10 protein-coding genes are annotated in these 12,558 nt (G+C 53.8%); 4 read left to right on the top strand and 6 right to left on the bottom strand.

Annotated features, from left to right (window positions below):
• Positions 1-69: 69 nt before the first annotated feature.
• The 3 genes from pyrH to rpsB form a co-directional block, all read right to left on the bottom strand.
• Positions 70-795, bottom strand: a complete 726-nt coding sequence (gene pyrH / locus AC6I8E_RS03595) for a UMP kinase (protein WP_013356840.1) — start codon at positions 793-795, stop codon at positions 70-72.
• Between the two features lie 157 nt (positions 796-952).
• Positions 953-1,804 (bottom strand): translation elongation factor Ts, encoded by an 852-nt coding sequence (tsf, locus tag AC6I8E_RS03590; RefSeq protein ID WP_013356839.1) that lies wholly within the window; start codon positions 1,802-1,804, stop codon positions 953-955.
• Positions 1,805-1,985: 181 nt separating this feature from the next.
• Entirely contained in the window at positions 1,986-2,711 is a 726-nt protein-coding gene (rpsB, locus tag AC6I8E_RS03585) for a 30S ribosomal protein S2 (RefSeq protein WP_033731630.1), read from the bottom strand.
• Positions 2,712-3,029: 318 nt separating this feature from the next.
• Here rpsB and map point away from each other — a divergent pair, with 318 nt between their 5' ends.
• From map to AC6I8E_RS03565, 4 genes are all read left to right on the top strand, one after another.
• A complete protein-coding gene (map, locus tag AC6I8E_RS03580) occupies positions 3,030-3,824 on the top strand; it encodes a type I methionyl aminopeptidase (RefSeq protein ID WP_041456646.1) in 795 nt (264 codons plus the stop codon).
• 66 nt (positions 3,825-3,890) lie between these two features.
• Positions 3,891-6,545 carry a bifunctional uridylyltransferase/uridylyl-removing protein GlnD gene (gene glnD / locus AC6I8E_RS03575; RefSeq protein WP_110331394.1) on the top strand — a complete coding sequence of 885 codons (2,655 nt, stop codon included), beginning with the start codon at positions 3,891-3,893 and terminating at the stop codon, positions 6,543-6,545.
• An 83-nt stretch (positions 6,546-6,628) separates the two neighbouring features.
• Positions 6,629-7,453 carry a 2,3,4,5-tetrahydropyridine-2,6-dicarboxylate N-succinyltransferase gene (gene dapD, locus AC6I8E_RS03570; RefSeq protein ID WP_013356835.1) on the top strand — a complete coding sequence of 275 codons (825 nt, stop codon included), beginning with the start codon at positions 6,629-6,631 and terminating at the stop codon, positions 7,451-7,453.
• A gap of 224 nt (positions 7,454-7,677) precedes the next feature.
• Positions 7,678-8,070, top strand: coding sequence for a DUF3461 family protein (locus AC6I8E_RS03565; protein WP_033731626.1), 393 nt, complete (start codon positions 7,678-7,680; stop codon positions 8,068-8,070).
• Positions 8,071-8,136: 66 nt separating this feature from the next.
• Here AC6I8E_RS03565 and AC6I8E_RS03560 read toward each other — a convergent pair whose 3' ends face one another.
• From AC6I8E_RS03560 to dgt, 3 genes are all read right to left on the bottom strand, one after another.
• Positions 8,137-9,294 (bottom strand): CdaR family transcriptional regulator, encoded by a 1,158-nt coding sequence (locus tag AC6I8E_RS03560; protein ID WP_013356833.1) that lies wholly within the window; start codon positions 9,292-9,294, stop codon positions 8,137-8,139.
• A gap of 184 nt (positions 9,295-9,478) precedes the next feature.
• Positions 9,479-10,924, bottom strand: coding sequence for a serine endoprotease DegP (degP, locus tag AC6I8E_RS03555; RefSeq protein ID WP_095706168.1), 1,446 nt, complete (start codon positions 10,922-10,924; stop codon positions 9,479-9,481).
• A gap of 134 nt (positions 10,925-11,058) precedes the next feature.
• Complete coding sequence (dgt, locus tag AC6I8E_RS03550; protein ID WP_497824437.1) at positions 11,059-12,549, bottom strand: dGTPase; 1,491 nt, start codon at positions 12,547-12,549, stop codon at positions 11,059-11,061.
• Positions 12,550-12,558 lie beyond the last annotated feature (9 nt).

Genomic DNA, 12,558 nt, shown 5'->3' with positions numbered 1-12,558 from the left:
TCCTGACTGGTGCGCGATGCGTTCTCATCGCGCTGACAGAATATACCTTATTTTATCTCGCCTCGGGTATTAATGCGTAATCAGGGTGCCTTCTTTTTCACCCATCACTACGCGACGCAGTGCGCCAGGTTTATTCATGTTGAAAACACGGATAGGTAATTTGTGGTCACGTGCCAGGGTAAAGGCCGCCAGATCCATCACTTTCAGCTCTTTATCCAGGACTTCGGCATAGGTCAGTTGATCATACAGCGTCGCGTCCGGGCTTTTCACCGGATCGGCAGAGTAAACGCCGTCAACTTTGGTCGCCTTCAGTACCACGTCCGCTTCAATCTCAATGCCGCGCAGACACGCCGCAGAGTCGGTGGTAAAGAACGGATTGCCGGTACCGGCGGAGAAGATGACGACGCGGTTGTTACGCAGCAGGCTGATCGCTTCTGCCCAGCTGTAGTTGTCACAGACGCCATTCAGTGGAATCGCTGACATCAGGCGTGCATTCACATAGGCGCGGTGCAGTGCATCACGCATCGCCAGGCCGTTCATCACGGTCGCCAGCATACCCATGTGGTCACCTACGACGCGGTTCATACCTGCCTGCTGCAGGCTCGCGCCGCGGAACAGGTTCCCTCCGCCAATTACCACGCCAACCTGGATGCCCAGCTCAACCAGCTCTTTTACCTCTTGTGCCATGCGGTCAAGCACACTCGCGTCGATACCAAAACCTTCAGCGCCTTGCAGAGCTTCGCCGCTGAGTTTAAGCAGGATACGTTGATAAACAGGTTTTGCGTTGGTCGCCATGGTCAGTTCTTCCTGGAAGATTGGGTGTAAAGGAGAAGTAAATTCTGATCGATCATCCGCTTACCGCAAAGAAAATGCTATTGGGATGAAACTGAAAACGTGTCTGTTGCGATTCACAGACAAAAAAGAACCGCCATCTGGCGGTTCTTTCAGAGCATTAAGACTGTTTGGACATTGCTGCAACTTCTGCAGCGAAGTCTGATTCAACTTTCTCGATGCCTTCACCCACTTCGAAGCGGATGAAGTTGATCACGTCAGCGCCCTGCTCTTTCAGAGCCTGGCCAACGGTTTTGCTTGGGTCGATAACGAAAGCCTGACCCGTCAGAGAGACTTCGCCGGTGAATTTCTTCATACGGCCTTCAACCATCTTCTCTGCGATCTCTTTTGGCTTGCCAGACTGCATCGCGATGTCCAGCTGAACCTGGTACTCTTTATCTACCACGTCAGCAGAAACGTCTTCTGGCTTAACGAATTCAGGCTTGCTCGCTGCAACGTGCATCGCGATCTGTTTGATCAGATCTTCGTTAGCGCCTTTCGCTGAAACCAGAACGCCGATACGCGCGCCATGCAGGTAGCTGCCCAGCTCTGCGCCTTCCAGGATTGCAACGCGACGGATGTTGATGTTCTCACCGATTTTAGCAACCAGTGCAACGCGCTCTTCTTCGAACTGCGCTTTCAGGACTTCAACGTCAGTAACACGATCAGCGGCAGCCGCATCCAGAACTTTGTCTGCGAACGCCTGGAAACCGCCATCTTTTGCTACGAAGTCAGTCTGGCAGTTAACTTCCAGAATCACACCGTAGTCGCCAACGATTTTGGTTTTGATTACGCCATCAGCAGCAACGTTGCCTGCTTTTTTCGCTGCTTTGATTGCGCCAGACTTACGCATGTTCTCAATCGCCAGCTCAATGTCGCCGTTCGCTTCAGTCAGCGCTTTTTTGCAATCCATCATGCCAGCGCCAGTACGCTCGCGCAGTTCTTTTACCAATGCAGCGGTAATGTCAGCCATTCCAGAATCCTCGGTTCGTGCCTGTGTACATACGTACATGCAGACACTTATTTGCGGAAAATTTACTCTGTCCCGCCGTCCGGTTAGGGGCGTAACAGACTTAGATAAATAAAGGGGCCACTATAGGCCCCTTACAGATCACATCTGAATGCTAAGGGCTCTTATGCAGAGCAAACCTTAATTAAGCGTTTTCTAAAGACGCTTCTTCAGCTTGCTCAGCCAGGTCCTGAGAGCGGCCTTCGCGAACGGTGGTCGCAACGGCAGTCAGGTACAGGTTTACAGCACGGATCGCATCGTCGTTACCTGGGATAACGAAATCAACGCCATCTGGATCTGAGTTGGTATCAACGATAGCAAATACCGGGATACCCAGGTTGTTTGCTTCTTTGATTGCGATGTGTTCGTGGTCAGCATCAACAACAAACAGCGCGTCTGGCAGACCGCCCATGTCTTTGATACCGCCCAGGCTGTTTTCCAGCTTGGCCAGCTCACGCGCACGCATCAGCGCTTCTTTTTTGGTCAGTTTGTCGAAAGTACCATCCTGAGACTGAATCTCCAGATCTTTCAGACGCTTGATTGACTGACGCACGGTTTTCCAGTTAGTCAGCATGCCACCCAACCAGCGGTGGTTTACGAAGAACTGGTCGCAGCTCAGTGCAGACTCTTTTACCGCTTCAGCAGCAGCGCGCTTAGTACCTACGATCAGGATCTTACCTTTACGGGAAGAGATCTTGTTCAGTTCAGCCAGAGCTTCGTTGAACATAGGTACAGTTTTTTCCAGGTTGATGATGTGAACCTTGTTACGTGCACCAAAGATGAATGGCTTCATTTTTGGGTTCCAGTAACGGGTCTGGTGACCGAAGTGAACACCAGCCTGGAGCATGTCGCGCATGGAAACAGTTGCCATGATAAAACCTCTAAAGTTTGATTGGGGTTGGGCCTCCATGTATCCCATACGACCGACCTCTTTCAAGGCACCCCGGCGTATGTGTCGATACATGTGTGTTTTAGTACACATAATGAGAGTTATGCGTTTCCTGCTGACCGAAACGGCCATACAGAGAATCGTCGGCGCGCTTTATATCACAACCAGCCCAGTGACGCCAATAAATCATCGCTGACAGAGGCCAGCGCGTTCTCTATTTGGCAGCCCATTTGCTGGCTGCTAACATGACAGCACAGAACTTATTATTGTCGAAAATTTCGACAACTGCGGATTAATTTAATGGCAATTTCAATTAAAACCCCTGAAGAAATCGAAAAAATGCGCGTCGCAGGCCGACTGGCCGCCGAGGTGCTGGAGATGATCGAACCTTACGTGAAACCGGGTGTGACCACCGGTGAGCTGGACCGCATCTGCCACGAGCACATTACTCAAAAGCAACAGGCGGTCTCTGCCTGCCTCGGCTATCACGGCTTTCCGAAGTCGGTCTGCATCTCCGTCAACGAAGTGGTGTGCCACGGCATTCCCAGCGATGACCGCCCGTTAAAAGATGGCGATATCGTCAATATTGATGTCACCGTGATTAAAGATGAGTACCACGGCGATACCTCAAAGATGTTTATCGTTGGTAAACCGACCATTCAGGGTGAGCGCCTGTGCCGCGTCACGCAGGAGAGCCTCTATCTTTCCCTGCGTCTGATTAAGCCCGGTATTCGTCTGCGCGAACTGGGCCGGGCTATCCAGAAGTATGTGGAAGCGAACGACTTCTCTGTTGTGCGCGAATATTGCGGTCACGGCATCGGCAAGGGCTTCCACGAAGAGCCGCAGGTGCTGCATTACGATGCCGATGATAGCGGCGTTGTACTGCAGGCGGGCATGACCTTTACGGTAGAACCGATGGTCAATGCCGGTGATTACCGCATCCGCACCATGAAAGATGGCTGGACGGTAAAAACCAAAGATCGCAGCTTGTCCGCACAGTATGAGCATACTATTGTGGTGACGGAAAACGGCTGTGAGATTTTAACCCTGCGTAAAGATGACACGATCCCTGCCGTGCTCGTTGCTGAAGGGTAATTTTCTTCACGCAGATCAAGCCGGCGATGAGCCGGCTTTTTTTTGGCTAAAAAAGAGAAGAGCTGCATGAGCGTGAGTCTGTCGGAAGAGGTAAAAAACGGTCTGGTCGATTCGCCAGCCGAATGGGGTGACGACCAGTTGACCCGCGACATTCTGAAGCCGCGGCTGGAGCAGTTTCAGCAGCATCTGGCTGCCGCATTTGATGCCGGTGAAGCCGTTGAGCCGCTGATAGATGCCCGCACGCTGTTTATCGATCGGCTGCTGCGTCGCCTGTGGCGCTTCTATGGCTTTGATGCGATGCCCTCTATCGCGCTGGTCGCCGTGGGCGGCTATGGCCGTGCCGAACTGCATCCGCTCTCTGATATTGATGTCCTGATCCTCAGCCGCCAGCCGCTGAATGAACAGGCTGCACAGCGTACCAGCGATCTGCTGACGCTGATGTGGGACCTCAAGCTGGAAGTGGGCCATAGCGTGCGCACTTTGGAAGAGTGTCTGCTGGAGGGGCTGTCTGACCTGACCGTTGCCACTAACCTGATTGAATCACGGATGCTGACCGGCGACGTGGCGCTGTTTCTGGAACTGCAGAAAAACATCTTCAGCGATGGTTTCTGGCCCTCATCCACCTTCTTTGCGGCCAAAATCGAAGAACAGCAGGAACGCCACAAGCGTTACCACGGCACCAGCTATAACCTTGAGCCGGACATCAAGAGCAGTCCGGGTGGCCTGCGCGACATCCACACGCTGCAATGGGTTGCCCGACGCCATTTTGGCGCCACCACGCTGGATGAGATGGTTGGCTTTGGTTTCCTCACCGACGCGGAACGCAGCGAACTCAACGAATGCCAGGAATTTCTCTGGCGCATCCGTTTTGCCCTGCACCTCTCCCTGCCCCGCTACGATAATCGCCTGCTGTTCGATCGCCAGCTCAGCGTGGCGCAGCGCCTGAATTACCAGGGCGAAGGCAATGAGCCGGTCGAGCGGATGATGAAAGATTTCTATCGCGTCACGCGGCGCATCGGCGAACTGAATCAGATGCTGCTGCAGCTGTTTGATGAGGCGATTCTGGCGCTCTCTACCAGCGAAAAACCGAGACCTGTCGATGACGATTTCCAGCTGCGTGGCAATTTGATCGACCTGCGCGACGAAACGCTGTTTACCCGCGAACCGCAGGCAATTCTGCGTATGTTCTATGTCATGGTGCGTAACGACAGCATCAAGGGGATCTACTCCACTACCCTCCGTCATCTGCGCCATGCGCGTCGTCATCTTAAACAGCCGCTGTGCCAGATTCCGGAAGCGCGACGTACCTTTATGTCGATTCTGCGTCATCCCGGCGCGGTCAGCCGGGCACTGGTGCCGATGCACCGTCACAGCGTGTTATGGGCTTACACGCCGCTGTGGGGCCATATTGTCGGGCAGATGCAGTTCGACCTGTTCCACGCCTACACCGTGGATGAGCACACTATCCGCGTGTTGCAGAAGCTGGAAAGCTTTGCCAATGAAACCACCCGGCCGCAGCATCCGCTGTGCGTAGAGTTATGGCCGCGCCTGCCGCAGCAGGAGCTGCTGCTGATGGCCGCACTGCTGCATGACATTGCCAAAGGGCGCGGCGGCGATCACTCTATTCTCGGCGCACAGGATGCACTCGATTTCGCTGAAATGCATGGCCTTAACTCGCGTGAAACGCAGCTGGTGGCCTGGCTGGTTCGCCATCATCTGCTGATGTCAGTGACGGCGCAACGGCGCGATATTCAGGACCCGACGGTGATCCAGCAGTTCGCTGAGGTGATGCAGAATGAGAACCGGCTGCGCTATCTGGTTTGCCTGACCGTCGCCGATATCTGCGCCACCAACGAAAGCCTGTGGAATAGCTGGAAGCAGAGCCTGCTGCGTGAGCTCTTTTTCGCCACCGAGAAGCAGTTGCGACGCGGCATGGAAAACAGTCCGGACCTGCGTGAGCGGGTGCGTCACCATCGCCTGCAGGCGCTGGCGCTGCTGCGGATGGACAACATCGATGAAGAGCGTCTGCACCAGATCTGGAATCGCTGCCGCGCAGATTATTTCCTGCGCCATACGCCTAATCAGATTGCCTGGCATGCCCGCCACTTACTGGTTCACGACCTGAAGAAACCATTAGTGCTGGTCAGCCCGCAGGCCACACGCGGCGGAACCGAAATTTTCATCTGGAGTCCCGATCGCCCACACCTGTTTGCCGCCGTCGCCGGAGAACTCGACCGCCGCAACCTCAGCGTCCACGACGCGCAAATCTTTACCAGCCGCGACGGCATGGCCATGGATACCTTTATTGTGCTGGAACCGGATGGCAGCCCGCTGTCGCCGGACCGCCATCCGATGATCATTCAGGCGCTGGAGCAGGCGATCACCCAGTCTGACTGGGTGGCGCCACGAACCCGTCGTCCGTCGGCCAAACTGCGGCATTTCAGCGTGGATACCGAGGTCAATTTCCTGCCGACGCACACCGACCGTCGCAGCTACCTTGAACTGGTGGCGCTGGATCAGCCTGGCCTGCTGGCGCGCGTGGGTGAAGTCTTTGCCGATCTCGGTGTCTCACTGCACGGCGCACGCATCAGCACCATTGGCGAGCGGGTCGAAGATTTGTTTATTCTGGCTAACAGTGAACGTCAGGCGCTGGACGAAGAAATGCGCAAAGCGTTGCAACAACGGTTGACAGAGGCCCTTAATCCAAACGATAAAGTGTGACCAGACTCGATTTGTAAACATTAATCTCTTTACTTGTGTCGGGTTATTGCCCGGCATCGCACATGACAGATCAGGAAAAAAATATGCAACAGTTACAGAGCGTTATTGAATCCGCCTTCGAACGTCGCGCTGACATCACACCTGCCAGCGTTGACAGCGAAACCCGTGATGCCATTAACCAGGTGATCTCTCTGCTGGACAGCGGTGAGCTGCGCGTTTCTGAGAAGATCGACGGCGAGTGGGTAACGCATCAGTGGCTGAAGAAAGCAGTGCTGCTCTCTTTCCGCATCAATGACAACCAGGTGATGGAAGGTTCGGAAACCCGCTTTTACGACAAAGTGCCGATGAAATTTGCCGGCTGGGATGAAGCGCGTTTCAAAGCAGCAGGCTTCCGCGTCGTGCCGCCTGCGGCTGTGCGTCAGGGTGCCTATATCGCCCGCAACACGGTGCTGATGCCTTCTTACGTCAACATCGGTGCGTTTGTGGATGAAGGCACCATGGTAGACACCTGGGCGACCGTCGGCTCCTGTGCACAGATTGGTAAAAACGTTCACCTTTCTGGCGGCGTGGGTATCGGTGGCGTGCTGGAACCGCTGCAGGCCAACCCGACCATTATCGAAGACAACTGCTTCATTGGCGCACGCTCTGAAATCGTTGAAGGCGTGATTGTTGAAGAAGGCTCAGTGATCTCAATGGGTGTTTACATCGGTCAGAGCACCAAAATTTATGACCGTGAAACAGGCGAAGTGCATTATGGTCGTGTGCCTGCCGGCTCCGTCGTGGTTTCAGGTAACCTGCCGTCCAAAGATGGCAGCTACAGCCTCTATTGTGCCGTGATCGTGAAGAAAGTGGATGCGAAAACGCTGGGCAAAACCGGTATCAACGAACTGCTGCGCACCATCGACTGATTTCACTGACGGGCTGGAAACCAGCCCGTCATCTTTTCTTTACAGTCGTTACCAAATAACATGCTTCGCGCCGCGAATTAACTGGTGCGTTTAGTTTTTATCCAGGTCATAATCCGCGCCAGTTAAATCCTGTCGCGCAATGTTCATCCCGCTTATTTATGTCTACAGTTGACGGACGTCATGAACAAGTCTGCGCGCTTCTCACTTTTGATGGAAACAACGCTATGTATGACAATCTGAAAAGCTTAGGTATCAGTAACCCGGACGACATTGACCGCTACAGCCTGCGTCAGGAAGCCAATAACGACATTCTGAAGATCTACTTCCGCAAAGATAAAGGCGAGTTTTTCGCGAAGAGCGTTAAATTCAAATATCCGCGCCAGCGCAAAACTGTCGTTGCCGATCACGCGACGCAGGGCTACAAAGAAGTTCAGGAAATCAGCCCGAATCTGCGTTATGTCATCGATGAACTGGACCAGATTTGCCAGCGCGATCAGGTTGAAGTGGATCTGAAACGCAAAATTCTGGATGACCTGCGTCACCTGGAAAGCGTGGTCGCCCACAAGATCTCGGAAATTGAATCGGACCTGGAAAAATTAACCCGTAACAGCCGTTAATTTCCTGTCCGACAAGAGACAAGAGAGGCCAGCTTTGCTGGCCTTTTTTATGCCGCAAACCTGCCCCTACCCCTGCTCATCCAGTTGCAAAGCCACATAGAGCAACAGCCTGTCGTCAAAATGACCCAGATTCAGTCCCGTCAGTTCAGAAATCCGGTTCAGGCGGTACTCCAGCGTATTGCGATGAATGAATAGTGCACGTGCGGTAGCGCTCGGCTGGACGTTATGGGTGAACCAGGCGATTAGCGTACGGCGCAGCAAGCCGTTGTTATCCATGCTCTTGAGCTTCGCCAGCGGCCGGGCGAGCTCATTGGCCTGCCAGCCGCCTCGCAGGCTGTCGAGCAGCACCGGCAGCACCAGATCCTGATAAAAATAGCTGCGCACTTCGGGCATACGCTGTTTGCCTACCATCATGGTGGTGCGCGCCGTCCGGTAAGAGCGTGCAATGCTGCCCGGCCCGGTAAAGAAGTTACCCAGCGCGATACGCATCCGGAGATGGCCACTCTCTTTCATCCGCTGCAGCAACTGCTCGACGCGGCGGCGATGATCATCCTGATCGTAACGTCCATGCCCGTTCAGGGCTGGTTTCAGCACCACCATTTCGGTCAGTGAGACAATGGCGATCAGATTATCGCGCTCCGGTGTGGTCAGAAGCGTTTGCAGCTGTTGTAACTCTGACATCGCGCTGTCGACGCCAAGCTGACCGCTATCCACCTCCAGAACGGCCACCACACGCGGTTGATTGAGATCGATGCCGAGCCGCTGAGCCCATTCAGTCAGCTGTGGCGACAGGGTATCGCTGCGGATGAGATTCAGCACCAGCTCTTCACGCAGACGGCTGTCCTGTGCCAGCATATGCAGAAGCCGCGCCTGCTCCAGCATCATCTCTGCGGTCATGCAGACCAGCTCGCCGTAGTGCCGCAATGCCAGCGGCTCGCCGGTCAGGCCAATCACCCCGACGATGTCACCATCAATGCGCAGCGGCAGGTTAATGCCGGGCCGTACGCCATGAAGATGTTTAGCCACCGCTTCATCAATGTCGACTACGCGACCCTGTGAAAGCACCAGCAGCGCACCTTCGTGCAACTCCCCAATGCGTTCCCGGTCACCGCTGCCGATAATGCGGCCCCGCGCATCCATCACATTGACATTGCTGTCAATAATTTTCATGGTGCGCGCCACGATATCCTGTGCCAGCCGGGCATCAAGGTGATAGGTAGCCATCCATTACTCCTGAAAAAGAGGGGGAGAAACAGAATACGCATGGAAAGCAGGCAGAACATTGTGCATTTGCACAGAGCCAGGCGGTCATTTGCCGAATTTGCGGTGAGCATCACACTCTGCCAGGGCAAATGCCGGACATAAAAAAGGCGGACCGCAGTCCGCCTCTTCATCAGTGGTCGTTCCGTTACTGCATCAGGAGGTAGATGCTGCTATCGCCGCGCTTCACATTCAGCGCCAGAACGGCTGGCTTGGTATCAAGGACTTTGCGCAACTCGCCGAGGTTGGTTACCGGCTGCTGGTTAACGCCCTGAATCACGTCCCCTTTCTTCAGGCCGATACGCGCTGCGGCACTGCCCGCTTTCACATTATCAACGCGAACGCCTTTATCACCGGTTTCAACATTGCTAAGGTCAGCCCCTTCAATGCCGTTGTAGATGGTGGCGGACTGCACTTTCGCCTGGCTGCTCTGCTGCAACTGAACAGAAACATCGACCGGTTTGCCGTCACGCAGCAGGCCCAGTTTCAGGGTGGTGCCAACCGGCAGTGAACCCACTTCTGCACGCAGTGAAGCAAAGCTGCTCAGCGGTTTGCCGTTCATGGAGACAATCACGTCACCCGCTTTGATGCCCGCTTTTGCGGCAGCAGAGTCTGGCAGTACCTGGCTGACAAATGCACCACGCTGTGCGTCGACTTTCATCGCTTTTGCCAGTTCGGAGTTCAGTTCCGTGCCCTGCACGCCCAGCTCGCCGCGTTTAACCTGTCCAAACTCAACCATCTGCGCCGTCAGGTTTTTCACCATGTTGCTCGGAATAGCAAAGCCGATACCGATATTGCCGCCATCCGGCGCCAGAATAGCGGTGTTAATCCCAATCAGTTCACCGTTGAGGTTAACCAGCGCACCACCGGAGTTGCCCCGGTTAATCGCCGCATCCGTCTGGATAAAGTTTTCGTAATTTTCTACATTCAGGCCGCTGCGTCCCAGTGCCGAGACGATACCGGAGGTCACGGTTTCACCCAGTCCATACGGGTTACCGATTGCCACGGTGTAATCACCGACGCGCAGATTGTCAGAGTCAGCAATTTTCACGGCGGTCAGATTTTTAGCTTCCTGCAACTGAATCAGTGCAATGTCAGAGCTGGGATCTTTACCGATGACTTTTGCGTCATAGCGACGACCGTCGCTGAGCTGCACCTGAATTTTGGTGGCATTATTCACCACGTGGTTGTTGGTCACCACGTAGCCTTTTTCGGCGTTGATAATCACGCCCGATCCCAGTGCACGGAATTTTTCCTGCTGGGTATCAGGGGCGGGTGCGCCACCATTACCACCTTCACCGCCACCGTTCTGGCACATGGGTGAGCCCTGGAACGGGGAACCGTCCTGACAGAATGGCGAATTGTCGCCAAAGAATTGCTGAAACTGCTGCGGCATGCGTGGGGTTTTTACTGTGGTGGTGCCCTCAACGCTGATACTGACCACAGACGGCATCACCTTCTCCAGCATGGGAGCCAGGCTTGGCAGTTGCTGGCTTTCGGAAGAGGCCGTTTGCGCAGCAGAAACAGTAACAGGGGCGAGCGCCATGCTCAGGCTCAACGCCAGCGCACTTAACACTAAAGTCTTTTTTTTCATTTTTCGTTTCTCAATAAGATTACTGTTCAGACCATTGCTGTGGTCGAAAGGTGAGATAAATGTTTTAGCGCGAAGTTCCTTTAAAAGTTTAAGCCAAAGGTAAAAATTTATTCGCGCTCTTTACAATCGGCGGCTTATTCTACTGCCATCAGCCGCCGGTACTCATCCCAGGCATAGAGATCGGTCATGCCGCTAATATAATCCTGAATAAGCCGGAAGCGATAATAACGTTCCCACAACAGCCGCTGATATTTATGCTCCACAACCAGATTACGCATCTTGTGCAAATAGGCTTTGCGGTGTTTCCCGGAGAGCTTATGAAAAAGCCGCGTTTCAATCGGGTGCTGGCGTAAAAAATCCTCATTCATCAGCGTGGTAAAGGATTCATAATTAAGGCGCATCAGCGGCTGATAGATCTCCAGTAGCCCTTTAATCACGCGGTAACCCTGCAGCTCCAGCTGTTCAACTTCGGAGTGATTAAACACCTGCTGGCGCGCAACGGTCTTAAACAGTTGCAGTAAACGGCCCTCTTCACCCTCATCTTCCAGCAGCGCATGGTTAAAACTTCCCTCGAATATTGCAGGAAGATTATCAACAAAACGTTTCACCGCGTAACTGACCAGCACGCTCTGAACATTTACGCGTAATGACATAAAAAATTGATCGCTGCGGCTGCGGCGTTTTTTACTGCAGGCTTCACGCCATGCTTCGCCAATAGTCCGGCTAAAGGCGTCATTATTTTTTACCGGCCCCCAGGCTTTATTGAGAAATTCAAACAAACTCTCAACATTAAAGATATCTTTTTCTACAGCGTCGTCCAAATCGGCAATACAATAGGAGATATCATCCGCCGCTTCCATTATATAGGTGAGCGGAAAGCGGTGGTGTTCTTCCATATTGGTGGCAGCACGCAGGTCGGCAATATAATCCTGCTCGGAGAGATAAAAACCGGGTTTCTTCATTAACACGCTAAATTCGGCGGGCTTTTCACCCTGCCACCAGGCAGGAGCAGTATATTTGAGGATACAGGCGACCTGAGAGTAGCTGAGATTGAGCTGCAGCAGGGTGTGAACCATACGGATAGCCTGCGCGTTGCCCTCAAAATGGCAGAGATCCTGGCGTATCATGGCATTCAGCTCATCAAAGGCTTTACGCTGCGCATCCCCTTCAACGCCTGCCACCAGCGGATCGACCAGTTCGGCAGCCAGGTTCTCTTCAAACCAGTCGTTAATGGCTGCCTCACCAAAATGACCAAACGGCGGATTACCCACGTCATGCAGCAGACACGCCATTTCGATCAGGCTTTCAAATGCGCCTTCAAGCTCATCCAGACCATACTGCGCCAGCCCGCCCTGCATCTTCAGGGTTTGCAGGATCTCTTTGGTGATGTAGCGTCCGGTCTGCTGCACCTCCAGCGAGTGTGTCAGTCGGGAACGGACGGCGGCATTGCGCTCCAGCGGAAAGACCTGCGTTTTCTGCTGCAGTCGCCGGATGGCAGCGGAGTTGATAATCCGTCCACGGTCACTCTCAAAATGGCGGGTAATGTAATATTCGCCTTCCGGATCTTTTCGACTGGTATAAGGGCGCGAGAAGCTGATCTTCTTCCTGAAATTGATCGCCGACATGAATTACCC

The organism is Pantoea sp. X-Soil-YNGN-785, from assembly GCF_059730585.1.
Note: the sequence above shows the minus strand (reverse complement) of the source record. Positions and strands in the feature narration are given on the sequence as shown.